The organism is Marinomonas aquimarina (assembly GCF_900089755.1).
Taxonomy (GTDB): domain Bacteria; phylum Pseudomonadota; class Gammaproteobacteria; order Pseudomonadales; family Marinomonadaceae; genus Marinomonas; species Marinomonas aquimarina.
The window spans coordinates 105,392-128,005 of sequence record NZ_FLOC01000007.1 but is presented as its reverse complement, the minus strand read 5'-3'; the positions used below and the strand labels follow the sequence as shown (position 1 = coordinate 128,005).

General features: G+C 49.6%; 25 protein-coding genes. 10 read left to right on the top strand and 15 right to left on the bottom strand.

The window, feature by feature from the left end:
- The first annotated feature begins 212 nt into the window (after positions 1 to 212).
- Entirely contained in the window at positions 213 to 1,874 is a 1,662-nt protein-coding gene (ettA, locus tag MAQ5080_RS07675) for an energy-dependent translational throttle protein EttA (protein ID WP_067208398.1), read from the top strand.
- 165 nt (positions 1,875 to 2,039) lie between these two features.
- Here the strand turns inward: ettA and MAQ5080_RS07670 are convergent, their stop codons facing one another.
- The 3 genes from MAQ5080_RS07670 to MAQ5080_RS07660 form a co-directional block, all read right to left on the bottom strand.
- Complete coding sequence (locus MAQ5080_RS07670) at positions 2,040 to 2,444, bottom strand: type II toxin-antitoxin system HicB family antitoxin (protein WP_067208395.1); 405 nt, start codon at positions 2,442 to 2,444, stop codon at positions 2,040 to 2,042.
- Between the two features lie 9 nt (positions 2,445 to 2,453).
- Positions 2,454 to 2,639, bottom strand: coding sequence for a type II toxin-antitoxin system HicA family toxin (locus MAQ5080_RS07665; protein ID WP_067208392.1), 186 nt, complete (start codon positions 2,637 to 2,639; stop codon positions 2,454 to 2,456).
- A 138-nt stretch (positions 2,640 to 2,777) separates the two neighbouring features.
- Positions 2,778 to 4,391, bottom strand: coding sequence for a methyl-accepting chemotaxis protein (locus MAQ5080_RS07660; protein WP_067208389.1), 1,614 nt, complete (start codon positions 4,389 to 4,391; stop codon positions 2,778 to 2,780).
- A 202-nt stretch (positions 4,392 to 4,593) separates the two neighbouring features.
- Here MAQ5080_RS07660 and MAQ5080_RS07655 point away from each other — a divergent pair, with 202 nt between their 5' ends.
- Together MAQ5080_RS07655 and MAQ5080_RS07650 are read left to right on the top strand one after the other, a co-directional pair.
- The gene (locus MAQ5080_RS07655; RefSeq protein ID WP_067208387.1) at positions 4,594 to 5,832 is read left to right on the top strand and encodes a DUF2868 domain-containing protein; all 1,239 of its coding nucleotides are present in this window, start codon (positions 4,594 to 4,596) and stop codon (positions 5,830 to 5,832) included.
- A gap of 4 nt (positions 5,833 to 5,836) precedes the next feature.
- Positions 5,837 to 7,195 carry a GTPase/DUF3482 domain-containing protein gene (locus MAQ5080_RS07650; RefSeq protein ID WP_067208385.1) on the top strand — a complete coding sequence of 453 codons (1,359 nt, stop codon included), beginning with the start codon at positions 5,837 to 5,839 and terminating at the stop codon, positions 7,193 to 7,195.
- A gap of 15 nt (positions 7,196 to 7,210) precedes the next feature.
- Here the strand turns inward: MAQ5080_RS07650 and MAQ5080_RS07645 are convergent, their stop codons facing one another.
- The 3 genes from MAQ5080_RS07645 to MAQ5080_RS07635 all read right to left on the bottom strand — a co-directional run bounded on the left by MAQ5080_RS07645 (position 7,211) and on the right by MAQ5080_RS07635 (position 9,957).
- The gene (locus MAQ5080_RS07645; RefSeq protein WP_067208382.1) at positions 7,211 to 7,924 is read right to left on the bottom strand and encodes a 1-acylglycerol-3-phosphate O-acyltransferase; all 714 of its coding nucleotides are present in this window, start codon (positions 7,922 to 7,924) and stop codon (positions 7,211 to 7,213) included.
- Positions 7,925 to 7,990: 66 nt separating this feature from the next.
- On the bottom strand, positions 7,991 to 8,941 hold the full coding sequence (gene rlmF / locus MAQ5080_RS07640) for a 23S rRNA (adenine(1618)-N(6))-methyltransferase RlmF (RefSeq protein ID WP_067208380.1): 951 nt from the start codon (positions 8,939 to 8,941) through the stop codon (positions 7,991 to 7,993).
- Between the two features lie 83 nt (positions 8,942 to 9,024).
- Positions 9,025 to 9,957 carry a LysR family transcriptional regulator gene (locus MAQ5080_RS07635; protein WP_067208377.1) on the bottom strand — a complete coding sequence of 311 codons (933 nt, stop codon included), beginning with the start codon at positions 9,955 to 9,957 and terminating at the stop codon, positions 9,025 to 9,027.
- Positions 9,958 to 10,070: 113 nt separating this feature from the next.
- Here MAQ5080_RS07635 and MAQ5080_RS07630 point away from each other — a divergent pair, with 113 nt between their 5' ends.
- Together MAQ5080_RS07630 and MAQ5080_RS07625 are read left to right on the top strand one after the other, a co-directional pair.
- Positions 10,071 to 11,072 carry a DMT family transporter gene (locus MAQ5080_RS07630; protein ID WP_067208373.1) on the top strand — a complete coding sequence of 334 codons (1,002 nt, stop codon included), beginning with the start codon at positions 10,071 to 10,073 and terminating at the stop codon, positions 11,070 to 11,072.
- Positions 11,073 to 11,136: 64 nt separating this feature from the next.
- The gene (locus MAQ5080_RS07625) at positions 11,137 to 11,553 is read left to right on the top strand and encodes a CBS domain-containing protein (RefSeq protein WP_067208369.1); all 417 of its coding nucleotides are present in this window, start codon (positions 11,137 to 11,139) and stop codon (positions 11,551 to 11,553) included.
- Positions 11,554 to 11,560: 7 nt separating this feature from the next.
- On the opposite strand, the gene MAQ5080_RS07620 is transcribed toward MAQ5080_RS07625, so the two are convergent.
- The 9 genes from MAQ5080_RS07620 to MAQ5080_RS07580 all read right to left on the bottom strand — a co-directional run bounded on the left by MAQ5080_RS07620 (position 11,561) and on the right by MAQ5080_RS07580 (position 18,327).
- On the bottom strand, positions 11,561 to 11,923 hold the full coding sequence (locus MAQ5080_RS07620) for a DUF6164 family protein (protein WP_067208367.1): 363 nt from the start codon (positions 11,921 to 11,923) through the stop codon (positions 11,561 to 11,563).
- A gap of 73 nt (positions 11,924 to 11,996) precedes the next feature.
- Complete coding sequence (locus tag MAQ5080_RS07615) at positions 11,997 to 12,539, bottom strand: DUF3833 domain-containing protein (protein ID WP_067208363.1); 543 nt, start codon at positions 12,537 to 12,539, stop codon at positions 11,997 to 11,999.
- Between the two features lie 25 nt (positions 12,540 to 12,564).
- Positions 12,565 to 13,263: a hypothetical protein gene (locus MAQ5080_RS07610; RefSeq protein WP_156496543.1), complete on the bottom strand. Its 699-nt coding sequence runs from the start codon at positions 13,261 to 13,263 to the stop codon at positions 12,565 to 12,567.
- A complete protein-coding gene (locus MAQ5080_RS07605; RefSeq protein ID WP_067208357.1) occupies positions 13,256 to 13,780 on the bottom strand; it encodes a DUF2878 domain-containing protein in 525 nt (174 codons plus the stop codon). The genes MAQ5080_RS07610 and MAQ5080_RS07605 overlap by 8 nt, the downstream gene beginning before the upstream one ends.
- Before the next feature lie 26 nt (positions 13,781 to 13,806).
- A complete protein-coding gene (locus tag MAQ5080_RS07600; RefSeq protein WP_067208354.1) occupies positions 13,807 to 15,069 on the bottom strand; it encodes an SAM-dependent methyltransferase in 1,263 nt (420 codons plus the stop codon).
- A gap of 10 nt (positions 15,070 to 15,079) precedes the next feature.
- Positions 15,080 to 15,856: a DUF1365 domain-containing protein gene (locus MAQ5080_RS07595; protein WP_067208351.1), complete on the bottom strand. Its 777-nt coding sequence runs from the start codon at positions 15,854 to 15,856 to the stop codon at positions 15,080 to 15,082.
- The gene (locus MAQ5080_RS07590; protein ID WP_067208348.1) at positions 15,856 to 17,109 is read right to left on the bottom strand and encodes an NAD(P)/FAD-dependent oxidoreductase; all 1,254 of its coding nucleotides are present in this window, start codon (positions 17,107 to 17,109) and stop codon (positions 15,856 to 15,858) included. Before MAQ5080_RS07590 ends, MAQ5080_RS07595 begins: the two co-directional genes overlap by 1 nt.
- 12 nt (positions 17,110 to 17,121) lie before the next feature.
- Positions 17,122 to 17,877 carry an SDR family NAD(P)-dependent oxidoreductase gene (locus MAQ5080_RS07585; protein WP_067208345.1) on the bottom strand — a complete coding sequence of 252 codons (756 nt, stop codon included), beginning with the start codon at positions 17,875 to 17,877 and terminating at the stop codon, positions 17,122 to 17,124.
- The gene (locus MAQ5080_RS07580) at positions 17,878 to 18,327 is read right to left on the bottom strand and encodes a nuclear transport factor 2 family protein (protein ID WP_067208342.1); all 450 of its coding nucleotides are present in this window, start codon (positions 18,325 to 18,327) and stop codon (positions 17,878 to 17,880) included.
- A gap of 165 nt (positions 18,328 to 18,492) precedes the next feature.
- Between MAQ5080_RS07580 and MAQ5080_RS07575 the strand changes: the two genes are divergently transcribed.
- The 5 genes from MAQ5080_RS07575 to MAQ5080_RS07555 all read left to right on the top strand — a co-directional run bounded on the left by MAQ5080_RS07575 (position 18,493) and on the right by MAQ5080_RS07555 (position 22,571).
- Complete coding sequence (locus MAQ5080_RS07575) at positions 18,493 to 19,068, top strand: sigma-70 family RNA polymerase sigma factor (RefSeq protein WP_067208339.1); 576 nt, start codon at positions 18,493 to 18,495, stop codon at positions 19,066 to 19,068.
- A gap of 5 nt (positions 19,069 to 19,073) precedes the next feature.
- Positions 19,074 to 19,757 carry a ChrR family anti-sigma-E factor gene (locus tag MAQ5080_RS07570; RefSeq protein WP_067208336.1) on the top strand — a complete coding sequence of 228 codons (684 nt, stop codon included), beginning with the start codon at positions 19,074 to 19,076 and terminating at the stop codon, positions 19,755 to 19,757.
- Between the two features lie 84 nt (positions 19,758 to 19,841).
- The gene (locus MAQ5080_RS07565; RefSeq protein WP_067208333.1) at positions 19,842 to 20,027 is read left to right on the top strand and encodes a PFL_1563 family small protein; all 186 of its coding nucleotides are present in this window, start codon (positions 19,842 to 19,844) and stop codon (positions 20,025 to 20,027) included.
- 147 nt (positions 20,028 to 20,174) lie between these two features.
- The gene (olsF, locus tag MAQ5080_RS07560) at positions 20,175 to 21,908 is read left to right on the top strand and encodes a bifunctional ornithine lipid synthase OlsF (RefSeq protein WP_067208330.1); all 1,734 of its coding nucleotides are present in this window, start codon (positions 20,175 to 20,177) and stop codon (positions 21,906 to 21,908) included.
- 357 nt (positions 21,909 to 22,265) lie between these two features.
- Positions 22,266 to 22,571, top strand: a complete 306-nt coding sequence (locus MAQ5080_RS07555) for an isoamylase early set domain-containing protein (protein WP_067208328.1) — start codon at positions 22,266 to 22,268, stop codon at positions 22,569 to 22,571.
- Positions 22,572 to 22,614 lie beyond the last annotated feature (43 nt).

Genomic DNA, 22,614 nt, shown 5'->3' with positions numbered 1-22,614 from the left:
TCAGCTTGGCAGGCGCTTTTGTGTGGTACATCAAACACTTTCGAAAGCCCCGCTATTTTCATCTTCCTGTCACGGGGACTTATTCTGAATTACACCTTGTTGTGCTATGCTTAGCGCCATTATTTTTAGCCTTCTAATTGGGTTGCTAGCGGCCTGAATAGGCTAAATCAGCGACTCAATTCGTTTTTTCAACTTAGGACAGACATAACCTTATGGCACAGTTTGTATACAGCATGAACCGCGTTGGCAAAGTAGTACCGCCAAAACGCGAGATTCTAAAAGACATCTCTCTATCGTTCTTCCCTGGCGCTAAAATCGGTGTTTTGGGTCTAAACGGTTCTGGTAAATCCACCCTTCTTCGCATCATGGCCGGCGTTGACCAAGAGTACAACGGTGAAGCACGCCCAATGCCAGGTCTAAAAGTTGGTTACCTACCTCAGGAACCTGAGCTAGATCCAAGCAAAGACGTACGTGGCATCGTGGAAGAGTCTGTAGCAGACGTAAAAGAAGCCCTAGTTCGTCTTGACGAAGTCTACGCAGCTTACGCGGATCCAGATGCCGACTTTGATGCACTAGCGGCGGAACAAGCCGAGCTTGAAAACCTGATCACAGCCAAAGACGGTCACAACCTTGATCGTGCCCTAGAAGTGGCGGCAGACGCCCTACGTCTACCACCTTGGGAAGCGAATGTTGAACACCTATCGGGTGGTGAGCGTCGTCGTGTGGCCCTATGTCGTCTGCTACTAGACAAGCCTGACATGATCCTTCTAGACGAGCCGACCAACCACTTGGACGCAGAGTCTGTGGCATGGCTAGAACGCTTCCTGAAAGATTACCCAGGCACTGTTGTGGCGATTACCCACGACCGTTACTTCCTTGATAACGCGGCGGGCTGGATTCTTGAGCTTGACCGTGGTCACGGTATCCCATACGAAGGCAACTACTCTTCTTGGCTAGACCAGAAGAATGCGCGTCTTGAAATGGAAGCGAAGCAACAAGCATCGCACAACAAAGCGATCAAGTCTGAGCTTGAGTGGGTTCGTCAGAACGCCAAAGGCCGTCAGTCTAAGTCGAAAGCACGTCTAGCTCGTTTCGAAGAGATGAACTCGAAAGAATTCCAAGATCGTAACGAGACCAACGAACTGTACATTCCACCGGGTCCACGCCTAGGTACCAAAGTCATCGAAGTCGAAAACGTTTCCAAAGGTTTCGATGGTCGCGTCTTGGTAGAAGACTTCAACATGGTGGTACCACAAGGTGCGATCGTGGGTGTGATCGGTGGTAACGGTGCCGGTAAATCGACACTGTTCAAAATGATCGCTGGTCAAGAACAACCAGACACAGGTTCCGTGACACTGGGTGAAACGGTACAACTTGCTTACGTTGATCAGATGCGTGAGCTAGATGGTGAGAAGACAGTATTCGAAGAGATCTCTGATGGTCAGGACATGATCACAGTGAACAACTGGAAAGTGCCGTCACGTGCCTACATCGGTCGTTTCAACTTCAAAGGTTCTGACCAACAGAAACTGGTGAAACACCTTTCTGGTGGTGAGCGTAACCGTCTGCACCTTGCTAAGCTTTTGAAAGAAGGCGGCAACGTATTGCTATTGGACGAACCGACCAACGACTTGGACGTTGAAACCTTGCGTGCCCTAGAGGAAGCGCTACTAGCGTTCCCAGGCTCTGCCATTGTGATTTCCCACGACCGTTGGTTCCTTGACCGTGTCGCAACACACATCCTAGCGTACGAAGGCGACTCAAAAGCCGTGTTCTTCGAAGGTAACTACGCAGAATACGAAGCCGACTACAAAGCTCGTACCGGTAAAGACGCAACGCCTACACGTATCAAATACAAACGTATCGACGCGTAATCTTCCCGATTACCCGTTTAGACACGAAAAAGCCGCTTCAAATGAAGCGGCTTTTTTACACATAAATAGACCTTTTGTGCTTTGTAGGACCGCACTGCGCGCGGGAACAACGTTGCACACCCAAAAGCACTTCCCTCGGGAACCGAGGTCCTACAATAAAAGCCCCTACGATAACTGCAAAATTTTCTTCGATGCCTCAGCCAAGAACCCAGAGCGGGATTTATACTTGGGATTCGCTGCCACTACTTTATCAATCTTGGTAATCAATAAATGCGGCAGAGTGACATTGATCTTCTCGCTTTTGCCTAGCAGTGGTGTGATATCCACATTTACAATCGCCCATACACCATCTCTGTAGTCTGGATTGTCTTTTAGCTCGGCAATCGGACTCGCCACAGGGATGTCCTCACCGTCTTCGAGCATCAACTCTAAGTGACTAAAAATCGCTTCTTCGGCCATTTCCAAGGCTTCATCAAAGGTATCTCCAGCAGAGAAACAACCTGGCATATCAGGAACGGTAACGCCGTAGCTCTCGCCATTATCTGTGTGTAATACAATGGGATATTTCATGGTTTGTACCTACTCATCAAGCTGGGCTTGTTTTTTGATGCTATTAAAAGTGCCAAGGGGTAAGTCCTTTTTCGGGTGTGGCACTGTGACCGTGCCACGCTTAGTAGGGTGTTTAAACTGCACATGACTGCCTTTGACCCTGAGCTGAAACCAGCCATCTTCTAGCAGCATTTGAATCACATCACGACTCTTCATTAGATCATTCCTTTGATCTGTTCCTAATTAAAAAGATAACCCCAATAACCCCAATTTTCCAGTCTACACATTAACCGGACGTAAAAAAGCCGTATCTGAAGATACGGCTTTTTGAAAGCAATTAAGCCGAAGCGGAACTTACACCTTAAAACTGCCCACCTGGCGATCCAGCTCTTTAAACAGGTCACTGATCTGACGCGATTGCTCTTGCACCAGTTCAGACACCGATTGCACTTCATCGGTTTGATGTTTCATAGACGACAAATTGACGTTGATATCATCGGTGACCGTGGACTGCTCTTGGGTGGCTTGCGCCGTTTGCGCCGCCATTTCCTGCACTTTACCAAAGGACTCTTGCAACGCTCCAAAGATACGAATCACCTCATCAAAGTTCGATACCGTGGTGTCAGCATTCGTACGGCTATTTTGAATGGCTCGCGACGAGCCTTGCACGTTCACCTTCAACTGCTCGATCATGGTTTCGATTTCATTGGTGCTGTCCTGGGTACGCGTTGCTAGGGTTCGCACCTCATCGGCCACCACGGCAAAGCCACGACCTTGTTCACCAGCACGAGCCGCCTCAATCGCTGCGTTTAGCGCCAATAGGTTCGTCTGTTCGGCAATATTACGAATCACTTCCAATACCGAGGCAATGGCTTCTGAGCTTTTCTCTAGCTCTGTGGCACGTGACAAGGCATCGTTGATATCCCCCACTAAACTGTCAATGGCCGCTTGTGAGTTGTTCACCGCACCAATACCTTGGTCTGCCAAAACACTGGAGTTTTTCGCCTCACTTGCCGTGTCATTAGCCACACCCGCCATTTGCTGACTCGACATACTCATCTCATGGGCGGCACTGACAATCGAGTTTGAAGCATTCACGAGGGTCGACGTTACACTGGATGTACGCTCGGCGGCATGTCCCAATTCTCCTGTCATGCCCCCTAGGGAGTGTGCCTGATGATGGATACTGCTGATGATACCGCGCAAACGTTCCACGAAGTAATCAAACTCATTGGCCAAATCCCCTAACTCATCTTTGGCGCTGGAGTTAATACGCTGAGTTAAATCGCCATCCCCTTCAGCGATTTCTTTGATGCGATTCACTAGGTGTGAGACGCGCGCATTTAAACGCTTAGGTACGATGTAACCCGCAATGGCTGCAATCAACACCGCAATGGCAATAACCAGCATCGAGGTTCGTTCAAACACCTCAATGGTGGCAATGGCTTGTTGCTGGTCTTGTGTGGCGCGTTCACGAACGGCCTCACCGGCCTGATCCAACACATCACGAATGCGTGAGAAGCTGGCATCTGCTGTGCTAATCATCGCACGCGGATCTTGGCCCGCCTGAATACGATTCAATAACGCTTGCTCATTGGCTTGCCACTGTTTAAACAGTGCATCAAAGTTTGAGAATTGGCTAAGCAACTGAGTCTCGCCGCGTAACGCCGTGCGATAAGCACGAAAACGATCTAACACCTGTTGCGCATTCTCTTCAAAATCCGCCAAATGAGCACTCACGTCACCCTGTTTATTAACGATGGCGTTGCGTGCCACTAAGGCTTGATAAATATCGCGGTCGGCGTTCAGTACTAAGCTGTTCGCGGCAAAATAACTCTCTGCCTGACGCACCATCCCCTGCTTCTCCATCTCGATCAGGTAAGAGGAAGAGATAAACGAACCAATTAAGATGACCGTTAGCAGGGCAATTGGGGCTGTGACTTTTGTTCTTATAGAATTTAAACGCATGGTATACCCACCTATCCTGTGACTATGCTTCTAGTTTAGCCGATACTAATAGCGCGATTAGAAGATCAGCAATGCCGCGTAACAATTTCAAACAGATTCCTGAAATAATTAACAATTCGCCAATTCCTGTTGCCGATTGCTAGACTCTATATAACGTGTTAACTCGTTAACGCACAAAGATTTATGTCAAGGAAATCACTGCATGACGATGCCACAAAACGAGCAAACAGCCTTACAGGGCCTGACAACAGGTGACGCTCCCCTAAACGTAGCAGATGTCACCTTTATTGAAAGCTATGGCAAGCTACTGGGGCTGGCCAAGTATCTGCAAATGGGCCTAATTCTGGTTTGCTTTATCCTTGGCAGCATTGCCGCACCGCTGGCTTTTCGTACCGATCACGACCAACAATTAAATATTTTCTGGTTATTGATCGTGCTGCTCGGCACCCATTTTTTAAGCCTCTTGTTGTGGCTGTTCAGTCGCTTGCGTCAGCCCACACAGAGCGCTCACCAAAGTGCTTGGTTTACGCTGCTGTTAAAAAAGTTGGCCCCGACGGTCGGGGCCTCTGAGCAAACCTTAGCGCACTTTATTCGCCTGCGTTTTAGCGGTGCCGCTGGGGCATGGCACTTAGGGCGGATCGTGCACAGCGCTTGGACCGGCTACCTCATCGGTGGTTTATTGAGCGCTCTGCTGTTCCTTATGACTCACCAAGTGCAATTTGTCTGGGAAACCACACTGCTAACACAAGCGGATTTTCGCGCCCTCACACAAGCCATTAGTCTAGTGCCAGCTTGGTTTGGCGTCGCAGTTCCAAGTCTCGATGACATTGCCGTGAGCCAAATAAACAGCGCGCTGCAATCCGACGATACCCGTAAAACATGGGCGCTGTGGATCCTCTCCTGTGTCTTGATCTACGGCGTTGCCCTGCGCTTATGCCTCAGCACCCTGTGCCATCTGCTGTATCGCCAACAACGCCAAATCCTATGGCGCTCACTGGCACCACAACCTGCTGTGAAGACCCACAGCCAGCGTGAAGTGATTGATGCGGACCACACTCCCGAGAAGCCAACCGCCGACGGTCCACGCCAGCCGCTAGCAAAGGCGCCACAGAATCAGGGTGAGCCGTTGCAATACTTCTTATTTGAATGGAGTCGTGCCACGCCGGCTGGTTTACCGAAAACGGCGACCATCCAAACCATCAATGACAGCCAAGCGCAACAGGACTATCTTGACGGAACAGCTGACCATGCACGCATCATTGTGATCGACAGCAATGTCAGCCCAGATCGAGGCAGCTTGCGCTTTATGCGCCAAGCGCAGGCGTTTACCAGCCGCTTTTACCTGTCGGGGCAGGACTTCAACGACGCTTGGTCACAGGCTTTACAAGAGCGCGGCATTGCCCCAGATCAGATCGCCCATTTATTGGATAGAAAAGGATGACGCCATGCCTACGTCGTTATTAATCGTCGGCCATGCCAACACCGGAAAAACCTCACTGATCCGCACCTTAATTCGTGATCATGAGTTTGGCGACATTCAAAATTACTCTGGCACCACGCGCCACGTGGAGAAAATCAGCTTACAACTGAACGATCAGCCCCTACTGGATCTCATCGACACACCAGGCTTTGAAGACTCCATTGGCCTGTGGCAGACCCGCCAAGCCGCTGGCTATCAAGCTATGACCCATGAGCAATGGCTCAACGGGGTCCTGCAAGACCAGGGGCTGGCCGAAGATTTTGAGCAAGAGTTTAAAATCCTTAAGCAACTGAGCCGCTGCGACATCATCTTGTATGTCATCGATTTGCGCCAAGCACCACTGGGCAAGTACCTCGATGAGCTGAATATCCTCGCTTGCGCCAATAAGCCTATCGTTCCGATTCTAAATTTCTGTCAGGCACTGGATAACCACGAAGCCGCCTGGAAACGCTGTCTTGCCGAGCGCCAACTGCATGCCCATGTGCGCTACGATACGGTGGCGTTTTATCTGGCCGATGAGCGCAAACTCTATCAAACCCTACAAAGCCTATTGCCGGAGCAATACGATGCCCTCCAAGCTTTGATCAAACAGCGTGAAGAGGACGCCGCGCAGCGGCTAAAGAACGCGCAACAGGCCTTAGCACAGACGCTAGTACAATGTGCCACCAACCACTATGTCTGCCAAAGCACGACCCCAACCGCCCCTGAAACGGCAGCGTTTGAAGAGAGTATTCGACAACAAGAACGCGCCTTGATTAAGCACTGCTTGGCGCTCTATGCGTTTCGTGAAGAAGATGTCGCGCTGGACCATTTGCCTCTGCAAGAAGGCCAATGGCGACAAGATTTATTTGATGCCGAGACACTGAAAAGCTGGGGCATTAGCACCGGATCCAGTGCCGCCGCTGGGGCTGCTATCGGTGCCGGCATTGATATTCTAAGCGCCGGGCTCACACTGGGAACCGCAACGACCATTGGCGCGCTGCTGGGGGCTGGGGTGCAAACGGGACGCTCGTTCAAAGCGACCCTGATGAATAAACTGCGTAAGCGCTCAATTCTGGCACTGAAACCAGACAGTCTGATTGCCCTCATGTGGCGTGGCGCGCAGCTAATCGAACATTTACACCACCGAGGTCATGCGGCGCAGAAGGTCTATCAGGGAAACTCTGCGACGCCCGTCACTAAAGCCGACATGACACAACTGGAAACGCTGTTTAACAAGCTCAGCCAACGCAGTGAATGGCATGGACTCGCTTGGCTACCCGAGCATGATTTGGTGACCCAGTTACAAGCGGCTATCGCCCAAACGCTGGCAGAGGAACCCTAAGCAGCACGCCATAGATTACACTAAGGCCTCATCCAACTCTTCTTGCTTTGCCTGCATCAGGGCTTCGCAGCGGCTGACCAGTGCGGGGATGTCTTTTTCTGTCATACCTTCGGTGTAGATGGGGTCCATGACTTCCACTTTGACGTGTCCGTTATCAAGGCTATTAAGTTTGACTTGATTATGGGTCGAGCTGCACACCACAGGGATAATCGGCACTCCGGCTTGAATCGCCGCATGGAAAGCACCACGTTTAAATGGCAGCCAGCCGCGACCACGACTGCGCGTGCCTTCCGGAAACATCCAAATCGACAACCCGGTGTCACGCATTTGCTCGACAATCTGCGCAATGGTGGCAATGGCCTTATCGCGATCGTTTCGGTGAATCAGAAAGTTACCGGTCGCCCAATACAACCAACCAAAGAAAGGCAGCCATTTCAGGGTGCTTTTACCCACCGTCACCGTGCCATGGGGCAACACATGGGAAAAGGTAAACAAATCATAGTTGTTTTGATGATTGCCCACATATACCGCCTGTTTGACGTCGTAGGCCTTGTAGGAAACATGCTTATGCACGGTTAGACCGAACAATTTGGACACCGGTGCAAAAGCTTTGGCAATGTAATAAACACGGTCTTTGGAGCGCATCAACAGCAGGCTCATCAGCAAGCCCCCTGCGGTCACTAAAATGATCAGTAAAAATAACACCAACAGCCGAATGCATGCGATCATCACAGCCCCTTTTTTATCCTCTGATCTTATCATTCTAGCTTATGATCGAGATGACCATACAAAGCGTTATTTACGCCAGCGGGTATCACGCCAAAAATCGATCTGCGCCGGCTCTAAGAAACTCCAAGCGACAAAGCGGCTAACTTTCTGCCCTTGCGCCATTTCGATGGTTTTTACTTGCGCCGCCCCTACCGCTTGTAACGCGCGGTAGACCGCCGACAAATTTTCTTTGCGCGCCACCAAACTGGTGAACCAGAAGCAGCGCTCTTTGTAATGCACACTTTCTTTGATCATACGCGTGATAAAGCCTGCTTCACCGCCTTCACACCACAACTCAGGGGCATGGCCACCGAAGTTCAAGGTGCTGTTATGGTTGTCCCCTTTCAGCCCCCGCCACTTGCGTTTGTTCTCCGACACCATGGTCGCTTCACTGTCGTGAAAAGGAGGGTTGCACAAGGTCACATCAAATAGATCTTCTGACTGCCAGATGCCATCAAAGATCGACTGCTGATCGTTTTGCAGACGCAGTTTAATACGCTTTTTCAAGCTGGCATTGGCGTCCACCACCGCTTGCGCAGCGTTAATAGCAATCGGGTTCGCATCGCTGCCGACGAACTGCCAGCCGTATTCTTGCGAACCAATGATCGGATACACACAATTCGCTCCCGTGCCCACATCCAAGGCACGAATGCCGCGGCCACGGGGAATCTGTCCGTCATTACTGTTGGCCAATAAGTCCGCAAGATAGTGAATGTAGTCGGCACGACCTGGGATCGGCGGGCATAAATAGCCTTCGGGAATGTCCCAAAACAGCACTCCATAGAAATGATTCAGCAAGGCACGGTTGAGCACTTTGACCGCAGCAGGATCGGCAAAATTGATCGTTTGGCTACCGTATTGGTTCAACTGAATATAAGGCGCAAGCTCAGGACACGAATCCGCCAACAAGGAGAAGTTGTAGCGGCTGCGATGCGGGTTGCGTGGGTGTAGCTTTAGCTTGTGCTCTTTTTTCGACATGCGTTAAGTTGGCCAAATGGGTAGATAACAGGTTGGTAAGCGCCCTTATTTTAAAGGCTTTTACCGTGAACTAACAAATACTACTACGAAGCAGGATAGGGAATCATATCCTGAACGACGCCAGCACAGAGGTTTCGCAGCCAAATCCCTCCCGGATCATTGGTCTGCTCAGAAGGCCAAGTCAGATAATAATGAACCGACGGGTAGTCAAACGGTAGCGGCTTAATCGTTAAACCAAACTGTTCTTGGAAACGATAGGCCAGTAATTGACTGGTACTAAACAGTAATTCGGTTTTCCCCACCGCCTCCAATGCAGACATAAAATAAGGCGTTCTTAAAGTATAGCGCCGCTCACGGGCACGCTCACCTAATGCGCTTTCACTGTAAATATGACTACTACTGCCCCCTAGGGTGACTAAAACATGATTAAAGCTCAGAAAGTCATCTAGGCTAATCGCCGCTTGATCGGCTAATGGGTGATGCTTCGACATGATACAGCCAAACTTTTCTTGCCCAAGTAAGCGCTTATCAAAGCGTGTTGGCAGCTGCATATACTCACTGCACAGCACGGCATCGACGATCTGATTTTCCACCCTAAGCAAACTCGACTCGGTGATCAGGCTGGCTTCTAAGGTAGCGTGGGGGGCAAGTTGATAGAAACGTTCCGCAATAGTGGGCATATAGGCTTGAGCTTGGTAGTGAGAGGTCTGTAGACGGAAGATACGTTCCGATTTCTCCGGTTTGAACTCGCGCTCATTCTCCAAGCCATCCATATGTTCTAGCATTTGCCGCAAAGGCATCTCTAAGGAAAGCGCCTTGGAAGTAGGAATCATGCCCTTGCTGGTACGAATAAATAACGGATCATCAAACGCTTCTCGCAAACGGTTGAGGAGCCGGCTCATGGCAGGCTGGCTCAAGTACAGACGCTCTGCTACGCGACCGACATTCCGCTCCTCTAACAAATATAAAAGCCCCGTCAGACTCTTGATATCCAAATGCATTAGGTTTGATTTCATGAAAGCTTTTTCCACTTATCGAATAATCGTCAACCACATTATGCATTGGATAACACTGCAAAACCACTTCATGCTTAGCGCCTAGTGAGTCAGGTCGGAATAAGGAGGGATCTATGCCATTAACAAGTCGTCAGCAGTTTTTATACGGGCTGTTTTTCAGCAGCGTCTGTGTGCTCTTTTGGAGTATGTTGCCGATCGCCCTGAAGCTCAGTGGCGATTTTTCTGATCCGGTCACGCTCACCTGGTTTCGTTTCGCTGGCGCAGGGGTTGTGCTGCTGGTGTGGCAAGGGCTACATGGTCACTTAGCAGAATTTCGCCAGCTAACAGGCAAAAATTGGCTAACTCTGTTCAGCGCCGGTGCGTTTCTCATCGTCAACTACACTTGCTTTGCTTGGAGTCTAGATTACTTACACCCAGGCATTGCCCAACTCAGTTTCCAAGTGGCGCCTTTCTTTCTCGCCTTAGGGGGTTGGGTATTTTTTAAAGAGTGGATACGTTGGCAACAATGGGCCTGCTTTGCCGTACTCGGCCTGGGTATGCTGCTGTTTTTCCACCCAGTGCTTGGCGGCGGACTTGCGGCACAGTCCTTGGACACGACCCTGATTGGCTTTGTGATTGTGCAAACCGGCGTGGTCTGTTGGAGTATTTATGCGCTGCTGCAGAAGTCATTATTTAGCAAACTGTCGCCCACCAACATCTTGCTTGGCATTTATCTGTTTGCCTTGGTTTCCATGCTGCCCTTCACGCGTCCGAGCGATCTGTTGGCCATGAATACCTCGGAAACACTGGTCGCCGTGTTTTGTAGCCTCAATACACTGGTGGCCTATGGCTCTTTTGCCCAAGCAATGAAGTACTGGCAAACCGTTCAAGTCAGCGTATGTGTTGCCTTAACACCCGTTATCGCCTTCATTCTAACGGAAGTATGCGTGGCACTGGGTCTTTGGAGCAGCGTGATTGTCTCCATTAATGCCGACTCTTTAAGTTTATTTGGCATGGCACTGGTCATTGCCGCGGCCATCATTGTGCAAGTGATCACGGCGGCGTTCAATAAACGTCAGCTAAAGGTCAATCAACGTCAGCTAAAGGTCAATCAAAACGAAAAAGCAGCGGCCTAATACGCAAAAAACAAATCCCCCGCTACACTGAAGCAATAGCCAATGTTGTAATGGGGGGAAGCTTATGAAATTTGATGCCCTGACGGTGCGAGATGTCATGTCCCGTGACACCTTTCATGTCTATCCAAACACGCAAATAGATGACTGTGCTGCACAACTTGCTCTGCATAAGCTGAGTGGCGCCCCGGTAACCGATCGCTACGATCATGTAATTGGTTTTGTGTCTGAACAGGACCTGCTTGAGCCCTTGAGCCAAGCCGTCTACTACTGCCATCAACCGGGCAATGTGGAAAACGTGATGCGCGAGGATGTGTTAACCGTCTCTCCATCCATGCAGGTGATGCAAATCGCTAAATTGATGATGGAAGACAAGCCCAAGATCTTCCCAGTGGTTGAAGACGGCCGCCTCATTGGCGTTATAACTCGTCGTTTGGTGATGAAAACATTACTGCAAGCACACCGCAGCTGTGTCCCGGTCTAGAGCGAGTCTAGCTAGCCAGTTGCTTGCCAATGTAGAACGGAATCACACTGAGGGATAGCACCAACAGCAGTGCTACCAGCGTAAACGCAAACTCCACAGGATTTTGTCGCGCATGGGTTAAAAAGCCTGCGATCCAATCGCGGGCTGTAATCTGTTGCGCTCTAGCAGCCCGCTGTGATTGGTCTTCGGCGATCAGAGCTTTGGCACGCTGTGCTTGCTCTTTATCGCGTACCCAAATCCCCGCCATGGAAATCTGCCAACGCCCGGCACTGGTTTCGTAAAACTCAATCTCATGTTCGTTCAAAAGCGCACGAATATCATCCGCTTCCTCGTCTGGAACATTCTTCAAACGAAATACCAATTGTGCCACGCCAATGTCTCCACTCTATTGTTACTCTTTCATCGCCGCGCAGAATAGCAGACCCCTTTCGGCAAGCAAACGCTTATTCACTTGCTTGGTGAGCCTTTTGGCGAATGCTGAGCGTAATCGAGGCCACTTCAAAACCGAATTTGGTCAGCACAGATTCATTGATTAAATGATCTGGCGTGACCAAATACATGCGATCGTCTACTTTCAAATCAATGGTATCGCCATCGTAAGGCACGCGCAGTACATATTGCATAAACAAAGCATTGCCCGCCGTTTCCAGCTGGCCAGCGCCGACCACATCGCCCGCCGTCGCGGTATAACTGCCATCGCCATTCGGGGTCAAAGTCCAAGTACGCTGCTGGCGTTCGCCGTCATCAAACACAAACCACTCATCTAAGGTGCCGACACCATTCTCCCAGCTGCCGTTTAGATCCGCATAAAAAGAACGCGTGACCTCGCCGCTACGGTCTTTCAGAACGCCATGGGCGACTAGGTCCCCTTGGAAGAACTCTTGTACCTTAAACTCCGGCTGATTATCGGCATAGGCTTCAATACGGGGCGAAGAACACCCACTTAACCAGACAAGGGATAACAACAAAGCAAGAATACGAAACATGACAGCCTCCAACCGCTTTCAACGGTTACTCTGGGTATTGGTAATGAATGTCGACGGTTTGGTATTTACCGGAACTGCTAGCAATATTGCCGCGTCCATTAAAACGCAATAGATTCTGTGTGGCAGGGTCATAGGCCACCGTGATGGGATCGACGGCGAGGGAAACAAACCAAGAAGTCGGAGCAATGGCAAAACACACTGCCTCTTCAGGGGTACCGGATAAACACTCCACGCGCCCCACTTCGAAGCCTACGGTGGTCAAACGGCTCGGCACCAAATACTCAATTTCGCGCTTTTGATTTTGCACCAAGGCATCCCAATGCAATTTGACATAACGATCAAACCCCGCATCCACCAACAGATGCTCATTGACCTTAATGCGTTTATCGAACACCACGGAATCGGACTTCTCACGGTATTCCACCGTCAGCTGATCACCATCGCCGGAGACCTTGATCCACTCGCCGCGTAAGCTATTGGTTTGCTCAAAGGCCGGCGCCTGCTGGTATTCACCATAGCGCAGTAGCTTCTCAGCAAACAATTCGCCGGCAGGATTGTAGTATTTTACTTCGTGCTGGTTGCCCCCCACATAGCGGTGTTTTTCCACATACAACAGCTGTTTTGACTGGCTGTCATATGCTTCACCAATCACAGTTTTAGGGGCTTGTGCACTGACCTGTAGCGCGCACAATGATAGGGTCGCGATTGCAATAAGTTTAAGCACGATGTCTGCGTCCATTGTGTTTGAGTGTGAGTTTGGCGGCAAAAACGCCTATCTGCATCAGCCAAAACCAGATAAACGCCATTAACGCCCAGGTAGCGATGGTAGAACGCCCTAATGACACTTCTGCGAAATCGGCACCAACGATGTAACTCATCGGCGCGAAAAAGGCGGCCAGTGCACTCAACAGCCAAGGGCGATCAATGCCCCAACTCAAGCAATGTAAGAATAACGAACCGACGCCTGCCCAAAGGCCCAGCAGCCAAGGTGGAGGAATGGGGAAGGTCCAGATGGAATTGGGCATCAGTAACCAACCATCAAAAATGAGGGCACCATCAATGACTACGCCTAGCGCAACGAACAAAAGGATAAGCCACCACTCATTCGGGGTGTTTACGAAGTAAACATGATGTACCACAAAATACACCACGATGGCCGCTACTGCCCAGTTATCACCACCGAGCACACAAGCGAACCAAAACAACTGAAAAAAAACAGCATTGAGCAGAGACTTTAACATGTTAGGCCTCCGGCGTTTTCCTACGCCTAATGTCGCGGAAAACGGTAACGGGGTTTGGCGAACACGAATTGCCCGGTACTGATGGCACGCTCACGGAAGCCACCTTCACAGTAGGCTAGGTAGTAATCCCACATGCGGCAGAAGACATCATCGAAGCCTTGCTGTTTGACCGTTTCGAGAGCGTTATGGAAACGCTCACGCCAATCCGCCAAGGTATCTGCGTAGTGCTCGGTAATGTCTTCCAATGCCACAATTTGCAAATCAGTTTTGCGAGCGACCTTGTCAGCAATCACAGCATTAGAGGGTAAACACCCGCCAGGGAAAATGTAACGTTGGATAAAGTCCACTGACTGACGCGCATAATCGTAGCGCTGATCAGCAATGGTAATCGCTTGAATCACCATCAATCCGTCTGGTTTTAGTAGCTCACTGCATTTACGGAAGTAGCTGTCGTAATACTCATGCCCGACTGCCTCAATCATCTCGATGGACACCAGCTTGTCGTATTGACCTTCCAGATCACGGTAATCTTCTAGCAACAACGTCACTCGATCTTGTAGACCCAATTGCAACACTTTGGCCTTAGCGTAATCGTATTGCTCTTGAGAAATGGTGGTCGTCGTCACATGACAGCCATAATGTTGCGCCGCATGAATGGCCATACCGCCCCAGCCGGTTCCGATTTCTAACAAGTGGTCATCAGGACCTAACTCGAGTTTCTGACAAATACGTTCTAATTTGTGGACCGACGCTTCATGTAAGGTCGCCTGTGCGGAAGGATAGATGGCCGCCGAATACATCATGGTCGGATCTAAGAAGAGCTCGAAGAAGTCGTTACCCAAATCATAGTGCGCGGCAATGTTTTTTCGTGAGCCGTTCTTAGTATTGGCATTCAACGCATGAAAGGCTTTAGTCGCCAAACGAGACCATACCGGACGTTTCGCATCGACTTCGTTAATCATACTCAAATTGACACACATCAGACGAATCACGGCAGTCAAATCAGGCGTGCTCCAATAGCCTTTCATGTAGGCTTCTGCCGCACCAATGCTGGTATTACTGAAGACGTCTTTGTAAGCATGGCTATCGTGCACGGTGATGTGGGCATGGTATTGGGCACTGGCCAGACTTTCACCAAAGGTATAAGTATTGTCACCGTCTTCTAGCACCAAATGGCCCACTTCTAAGCGCTGCAAAATCGCCAACACTGCTTTTTTCGCCGCCTTATCAACCATACTGCCACGACGAGTGGTCTTTTTTCCCAATCCGACACTGACTGAGTTGATCATTGCGTACTCCTTAATCCGAAGAATGCCCTAACTTATGTTTAGGGTGATCGTGTATTGGTACACGTTTCATGAACAGCTTTAAGGCTTGCCAATAAATGCCCCATGCCACCTTCGCCGTCATCCAAGGATAACGCCATAAAATCCGATTCAGGCTGGCTTTGCTGATGGCTTCTCGACGCAACGATAAAGTCGCGTCAAACACACATTGCTGTTCACCATCTTGTTCTTTGTTTTGCATGTGAATCGCTAGCTTTTCACCCGGCTGATTACTGCGCCAATCATAGAAATGGTCCATCGGATGAAACGGCGAAACATGCATCGACTTGTTGATATGAATACGCTGAATCGGACGCTCTGGATCACAAGAAAATACGTAAGAGATCTTTTCCCCCCATGGCGTATTGGTCACCTCCAGCATCATGGCACGCAGCTGTTGTTGCTGGTCATAGCAGTAATACACGGAAATGGGATTGATCAAATAACCAAAATATCGGGCATTGGTCAGCAGACGCACAGGACCATCTAACGCCAGCCCTAAGCGGCCATTTACCTCATCCAGCACCGCTTGCTTTAACGGTATGGCTGGGTCACCAAAATAGTCGGCACGTACAAAACGCGCCGGACGCCAGCGCTTCGCTGACCACCAGGGGGAGAGAGCCAATAGCTGTTCCACTTCATCTAAATCAAACAGCACCATGGCCACTTCATATGTGAAAGCATGCTGTCGCGGCGTAAAGCGGCGATGGCGCACCTGCCCGGTATACAAAGCACTGGCCCAATCAGACATTACCAGTTCACTCCTAATGCTTTGGCTACACGTACCCCACTCCAACAGCCGTCTTCATGGAAGCCATTGCGCCAATAGGCGCCACAGAACCAAGTGTTGCCGAAGTTAATCTCGTGCCAACGCTCTTGTGCTTGAATACCGGCAAGGGTAAAGGTCGGATGAGCGTAGCTGTAACGGCCAATGATTTTATTAGGATCAATCCCATCACTGTGGTTGAGCGTCACCACGAAGGTTTCACGGGAGCCTTCGATACCCTGCAAAATGTTCATGTTGTAACTGAGCGTGGCAGGCTTCGTTTGATCAGCACCCAAATGATAGTTCCAGCTCGACCAAGCCAGCTTTGCCTTCGGCAGTAACGCCGTATCGGTATGCAACACCACTTCGTTGTCGCGATAAGGAATCGCCCCTAGAATCTCTCGTTCTTGGGCGGACGCATCCTCGCCTAGCAGCGCCAGCGCTTGATCACTGTGGCAGGCAAAGATCACATGCTCGAATTCCTCGTGGCTGTGGTCAGCGAAGTACAACGTCACCTTACCCGGCGCACGAACCACCTTTTCAATCTGACTATCGAGTCGAATCTTGTCTTTAAATGGCTCTGTTAGTGGTTTTAAGTAGGCTGCTGAGCCGCCCTTAATAACATGCCACTGTGGGCGGTTATTGACACTTAGTAAGCCATGATTCTTAAAGAAGCGGACAAAGAAAATCAGCGGGAAGTCCATCATTTCCTGAAGCGTCGCCGACCAAATGGCACTGCCCATGGGGATCAGGTAATGGCTCGCAAAGGTGTCACCATAGCCTTGGCGTTTTAAATATTCCCCCAACGTAATCGACGCCTCTAACTTGCCCGATTCCAAATCTTGGATCGACTCTTTGTTAAAACGCAAAATGTCTTTCAGCATGGTCAGGAAAGACCAATTCACCACGTTTTTACGCTGCGCAAACAAAGTATTTAAATTGTTACCGCCATACTCCAGCCCAGTACGCTCACAGCTGACGCTAAAGCTCATTTCGGTTGGTTGGGTCACCACTTTTAGCTCTTTCATCAAGCGAATAAAGTTGGGGTAGGTCCAGTCGTTGTAGACGATGAAGCCGGTATCGATATGACGTTCAATACCTTGGTCGTCAACCACCTTAGTGGCCGTATGGCCCCCAATACGCGCATCACGCTCAAACACTGTGATGTCATATTCACTGCGCAGCAAATAGGCTGCCGTTAATCCTGAAATACCACTACCAATGACGGCAACTTTCATGTGTCTTGTCCTTTATTTGGAACGCTTGCGCGCGTTGTGCTTAAACCATGTTCTAGGAAACAAACGAGCCAGTGCCAATACCGCAGACAGACGTTTTGGAAAGGCATATTCGTAAACGCGTTTGCTAATGGCTTGCTCAATACGGTGGGCGGCCTGCTCAGGAGACATAATAAACGGCATATCAAAATCGTTTCGCTGGGTCAGTGGCGTGTCGATAAAGCCTGGCATAATACAGCTTACGGCAATGTCATCCGGTGCCAGATCGAGGCGTAATGAATCCAATAGATAACGCACTGCGGCCTTGCTCGCGCCATAGGCCTCGGAGCGGATAAAAGGCGCTTGCACCGCTTGCGAGCAGACCCCAACTAAGTGCGCCTCTGGGGTGGTTTTTAACAGTGGCAAACACACCTGTAACGAACGCACCATGCCCATGTAGTTGACTTGGTTGACCCGTTCAAACAGCGCCCAATCTGGGGTTTCAATGTCCAAATATTCGCAGGTGCCGGCATTAAGGATGGCCAGATCCAAACGCTTAGTACGTTGCTCCAATGCCGCTTTAGCCGTATCGATGTCACTGTCCTTGGTAACATCGAATGGAATAAAGTAAAGCTCATCTGGATACAGGCGCTGCAGATGTTTCAGCTCACCTTCACGGCGCGCTGACGCGATCACCTTATGGCCGGTCAGTAGATAATGCTTTACTAAGGCCAGCCCTAACCCAGAGCTGGCACCAGTAATCCATACTGTTTTGCTTGTTGTGGTACTCATTTACCCCTCCGTGGTGAGACGTTTGCGCAGTCGTTTGACCGCCCAACCGACAACAGGCACATGTTCGTAAACCATCTGCCCCATATCGTAAACGTCTTCATGATAATAAATACGATCGTCAAACTGGATTTGCGACATGCCACGTACAATAATGGTCTCGCTGCCAAGTTTAGGATGCTGGAAGTACATATTCCATTTTATGTAGGCGGTATCCGTGCCGACTAGTTGGTCTAAGAATTCAAACCGACCACTGCCCACACTTTCACACATGTCATAAAGGTAAGCATGCAGCTTATCTAAACCTTGGACTTGGTGTATCGGATCCCGGAACTTAACCTGACTGGAATAGACTTCGCCAATAGCATCAAGACGCGGATGCTTGACGTCCTTGTAGAACGCTTTAAAGCGTTCAATTAAGGCATGTTTGGGATTCAAGTCGGTTGTCTGCATACAGATTGTCCTGAGCGTCCTAGAATGAAGTATGTCTGTGCGGTAATTACGTTGTAAAAAAGTCTTTAGATCACTGATCCAAGCCAAATACTTCTTCGTATAATGCTACTGCGAAGGGGTCTTCGCCACACCCAGACTGACCCACGTGCACGTTTGGAGCTTAGGATGAACACTGTTTCTGAAACCAGCGCCGACACCAGTTTGGTGGACGCCATAACACAAGTTGCCACCGCCCGAGATACTCGAGCTCTGGAACGCTTGTTTGATCATTACGCGCCACGTATCCGAGCTTTTTGCCTTGCGGCACAGCCTGGTGCCAATTTAATGGCGGATGACATTGCACAGGAAGTGATGATCCGTATTTGGAATAAAGCGCATTTGTATAACCCAGCGACAGCATCGCTAAACACATGGATTTTTACCATCGCTCGTAATGCGCGCATTGATTACATGCGCAAGAATGGTCGTTACCAAAGCGATATAGATCCAGAAGATTTTTGGAGCGAGATGGCGGATGAAAACGCCGATCCATTTCGTGAAGCACAACAGCAACGTGATGAAGAGCGTATCCGTGACGGTTTAAGCCAATTGCCCAATGAACAACAGCAGGTGCTGTCAAAGGTCTATTTGGAAGGTAAAAGCCACTCGGAAGCGTCGCAAGAACTGGGCCTGCCTTTGGGTACGGTGAAGTCTCGCGTACGCCTTGCGTTGCACAAGTTATCCGTAATTATAAAGAGGTAGTCGTTATGCTTAGCTGCCACCCAACACTCGACATATTGACCGAATATTCTGCGGCAAGCCTGCCCCTCGCTCATGCGTTAGCGGTGTCCGTGCATCTTGATCAATGTTCCCAGTGCCGCGAGCAAGTAAGACGTCTTAATATGGTCGGCGCAGAGATGTTAGCCAGCCATACTGAAACCGCCAGCCAAGCGCACATGGCCAAACTTAAAAGCAATGTGTTGGCAGCCATCACACAAGCGCAACCGGACGCCGAGACAGAGGTACGCGAGGGCATGCGGTATGTACCTGAATCCTTGCGCCGCTTTATTCCAAAAGGCTTTAATGCTTTGAACTGGATTCATTTAACCCCCTCGTTCAAGCTGGCTACTCTTAGTAATGAAATGGGTGGGGTACAGATTGCCTTATCCCGCGTCAAACCGGGTGCCCGCCTGCCAAGTCATCGCCACACCGGTAATGAAATTACCGTGGTACTCAAGGGGGCGTTTTCCGATGAAGACGGATTATACCGCGAAGGTGACTTTATTTGTCGCGATCAAAGCCACAAACATCAACCTCGGGTAACCAAAGATGCTGAATGTATCTGCTTGATTGTGCTCGACTCCCCAATCGAGTTTACCGGTTGGATGACCCGTTTACTCAATCCGATCATGCGCTACTTTCACCCTAGTAGTGCATTGAACAGCGGCTAATATCGTCGAAAAAATAAACTAAAGCCATGGCCCTTGAAATTTGATATAATTAGAACTCAATCTAAAAATTACAAGGAATACACCGTGGCTGCAAAAAAGAAACAAGCCGATGTTCCAATGGAGACATCCGCGACAATTGAAAAACAAATGGAAGAGTTTTTGGCACGTGGTGGACAAATCGAGCAAATCGATCCTGGCGTTAGTGGCCAGAGCAATTTTAAAGGCTCACGCCATATCACCCTCGGCAACAGCAAACCTAAAGCCGAATAATTCTCTAAAGCCGATCACCGATCGGCTTTTTTGTGGCGCCACAAAACTGTTCACTTTGTCATCAAGCCGACACAAATTCGTCACTCCCCTGTCACCGTCACTCCCTAGCCTGTTTACGAGATATGTAAAGGTTAGCGGAGCAATATCGTGTTACAAGTCGAACAAATTATTTCCAGTAAGGCCCCCGGTTTTTTTGATAAGAGCCCTCTTATTACCAAACCCACTGTCAGCTTTTTAAAACGTCTTTTTCACGAAAGCGAAGTTAACCAATTCCTCGAGCAACACGGCAGCTGTGTCGGCTTTGAGTTTATTGATCGCGTGCTGGACCATTTCAATTTTGGTTATCAAGCGAGCCAAGTAGATCGCCGCAATATCCCAGCCATTGGCCGCACCTTGATCGTTGCTAACCATCCTCTCGGTGCCTTAGATGGCCTAGCGATTCTGCGCCTTATTGCTGAGATCCGCCCCGACGTTAAGATCGTTGCGAACGACTTGCTGATGGGCTTTGACGCCCTAAAAGGTCTGGTACTGCCAGTCGACAACATGGGCGGCAAAACGGGACGTAAGCAATTAAAAGCCATCATGGACTGCTTACATCGTGAAGAATGCGTCATTATCTTTCCTGCAGGGGAAGTATCGCGCCTCTCACCGAGCGGTGTGAAAGACCTGAAATGGAACTCCAGCTACCTTAAGATCGCTGAGAAAACCAACAGTCAAATCTTGCCCGTGCATATCGGTGGCCGTAACTCGATGATGTTCTACACCAGCTCTTGGGTATACCGTCCATTGTCGACCATGCAGCTGGCCAACGAGATGTTCCGCCAACGCAATCGTCGCATCCCGATTCAAGTGGGTGAACCAATTCCGATTCAAGAATTGGCTAAGTTGCCACTCAGCAGCAAAGAAAAGAACAAGCTGGTGAAGCGTCATTTGTACCGCATTGCCAAGGGTCGCAAGCCTCTGCTTAAGACCGAAAAAACCATCTCGCATCCCCAAAATCGTCAGCAACTAAAATTAGAGCTCAAACGAGCTGAGCACTTGGGATCGACTAAAGACAACAAGCAAATCTACTTGGCCGAATACGAACATGAGTCGAGTTTGATGCAGGAAATCGGTCGCTTACGCGAGATCGCTTTCCGTAAAGTGGGCGAAGGCACTGGCGAGCAAAAAGACTTGGATAAGTACGATCAGTACTACCGCCATTTAGTATTGTGGGACGAAGAGGAGCTGGAAATCGTCGGCGCATACCGCATTGGTGAAGTCTACCGTTACCTAAAATCCGACAAAGACCAAAGCCTTTACAGCAGCACTTTATTTAGTTACAGCTGTGATATGGAGTCTTATTTCGAGCAAGGTATTGAGCTTGGCCGTAGCTTCGTGCAGCCCAAGTATTGGGGCAAACGCAGCCTAGATTACCTCTGGTACGGCATTGGTGCCTACCTAATGAAACACCCAGAAGTACGCTATATGTTTGGTCCCGTCAGCTTGAGTGGCAATTTCCCACCACTGGCGAAAGACATGATTGTGCACTTCTACCGCACCTATTTTGCCGACCAAGATCATCTAGCGGCTTCTTACAACCGTTACACGATTCAGCCAGAGCACAAAGAACTATTGGCTAGCTACTTTACAGGCGACAGCTACGAAGAAGACTTCCGTAGCCTGAAAGAGCAGTTAGGCAATCTCGGCGCCGCCGTGCCGACGCTGTTTAAACAATACAGTGAACTGTGTGACGACGGCGGTGTGCGCTTCCTCGACTTTGGTGTCGACGCAAGCTTTGGCTACTGCGTGGACGGCTTGGTATTGGTGGATTTGAATAAGGTCAAAGACAGCAAACGCAAACGCTACCTAACCTCTCATGAGGCGACTCAAGAGTCGTGATGGGAGTGATGCTTGTCCTGTTGATGGTGTTTGAGATACCACAGATAGGCAAGTTTAAAGACTAAGGCGACGGCTAAAATAAGTAAGACCACATGAGCGAATTCCATGGAAACCTCCTCATTATGATTGTGTTACTGCTAATATTTTAGCCGCTTAAGCCAAGAAATTGTGCATAGTTTAGACAATATGCCCTCATTTTTAGCGCTCATATTATGTAGTATCGGTTATAGGAGCGCTTTACAGTGGCTGGACTGGGGATAACCCCCTAACTTGTCCCCATTGGCGTAAGACTTGCTTGCAAAAAAACTGGATGTGCATAAGTCACATGAATCCTGTTGCGGACTCAAGGAGCTGAAGATGATCGAAAAAACCTATTTGAAAACCAAACCCGAGTGCAAAGTGAAGTTTGCCCTGCCAGTCGACCAACTGGAAGGGGTGAAGAAAGTCCACCTTGTCGGAGACTTTAATAATTGGGACGAATCGGCCACACCGATGCGTAAACAGAAAACCGGCGTATTTTCCTCCACCATCAACTTGGAGAAAGACAAGCAGTATCAATTTCGCTACTTGATCGACGGCACCACTTGGCTCAACGATGACAGTGCCGACGCCTATGCGCAAAGCCCAGTTAGCCCAGAACACAACTGCGTACTCGAAATATAAACACTTTCGTCTACGGTTCCGAAGGGCCTTTACTCATTGAGTA

Excerpts from the sequence above, each read along its gene's own strand:
- MAQ5080_RS07605 (WP_067208357.1), bottom strand. The coding sequence starts at position 13,780 with ATGTTAAAGTCTCTGCTCAATGCTGTTTTTTTTCAGTTGTTTTGGTTC.
- MAQ5080_RS07580 (WP_067208342.1), bottom strand. The coding sequence starts at position 18,327 with ATGCAGACAACCGACTTGAATCCCAAACATGCCTTAATTGAACGCTTT.
- MAQ5080_RS07630 (WP_067208373.1), top strand. The coding sequence starts at position 10,071 with ATGCCATTAACAAGTCGTCAGCAGTTTTTATACGGGCTGTTTTTCAGC.
- MAQ5080_RS07590 (WP_067208348.1), bottom strand. The coding sequence starts at position 17,109 with ATGAAAGTTGCCGTCATTGGTAGTGGTATTTCAGGATTAACGGCAGCC.
- MAQ5080_RS07585 (WP_067208345.1), bottom strand. The coding sequence starts at position 17,877 with ATGAGTACCACAACAAGCAAAACAGTATGGATTACTGGTGCCAGCTCT.
- MAQ5080_RS07635 (WP_067208377.1), bottom strand. The coding sequence starts at position 9,957 with ATGAAATCAAACCTAATGCATTTGGATATCAAGAGTCTGACGGGGCTT.
- ettA (WP_067208398.1), top strand. The coding sequence starts at position 213 with ATGGCACAGTTTGTATACAGCATGAACCGCGTTGGCAAAGTAGTACCG.
- MAQ5080_RS07625 (WP_067208369.1), top strand. The coding sequence starts at position 11,137 with ATGAAATTTGATGCCCTGACGGTGCGAGATGTCATGTCCCGTGACACC.
- MAQ5080_RS07595 (WP_067208351.1), bottom strand. The coding sequence starts at position 15,856 with ATGTCTGATTGGGCCAGTGCTTTGTATACCGGGCAGGTGCGCCATCGC.
- MAQ5080_RS07600 (WP_067208354.1), bottom strand. The coding sequence starts at position 15,069 with ATGATCAACTCAGTCAGTGTCGGATTGGGAAAAAAGACCACTCGTCGT.
- MAQ5080_RS07660 (WP_067208389.1), bottom strand. The coding sequence starts at position 4,391 with ATGCGTTTAAATTCTATAAGAACAAAAGTCACAGCCCCAATTGCCCTG.
- MAQ5080_RS07670 (WP_067208395.1), bottom strand. The coding sequence starts at position 2,444 with ATGAAATATCCCATTGTATTACACACAGATAATGGCGAGAGCTACGGC.
- MAQ5080_RS07555 (WP_067208328.1), top strand. The coding sequence starts at position 22,266 with ATGATCGAAAAAACCTATTTGAAAACCAAACCCGAGTGCAAAGTGAAG.
- MAQ5080_RS07650 (WP_067208385.1), top strand. The coding sequence starts at position 5,837 with ATGCCTACGTCGTTATTAATCGTCGGCCATGCCAACACCGGAAAAACC.
- rlmF (WP_067208380.1), bottom strand. The coding sequence starts at position 8,941 with ATGTCGAAAAAAGAGCACAAGCTAAAGCTACACCCACGCAACCCGCAT.
- MAQ5080_RS07665 (WP_067208392.1), bottom strand. The coding sequence starts at position 2,639 with ATGAAGAGTCGTGATGTGATTCAAATGCTGCTAGAAGATGGCTGGTTT.
- MAQ5080_RS07615 (WP_067208363.1), bottom strand. The coding sequence starts at position 12,539 with ATGTTTCGTATTCTTGCTTTGTTGTTATCCCTTGTCTGGTTAAGTGGG.
- MAQ5080_RS07570 (WP_067208336.1), top strand. The coding sequence starts at position 19,074 with ATGCTTAGCTGCCACCCAACACTCGACATATTGACCGAATATTCTGCG.
- MAQ5080_RS07645 (WP_067208382.1), bottom strand. The coding sequence starts at position 7,924 with ATGATCGCATGCATTCGGCTGTTGGTGTTATTTTTACTGATCATTTTA.
- MAQ5080_RS07575 (WP_067208339.1), top strand. The coding sequence starts at position 18,493 with ATGAACACTGTTTCTGAAACCAGCGCCGACACCAGTTTGGTGGACGCC.
- MAQ5080_RS07655 (WP_067208387.1), top strand. The coding sequence starts at position 4,594 with ATGACGATGCCACAAAACGAGCAAACAGCCTTACAGGGCCTGACAACA.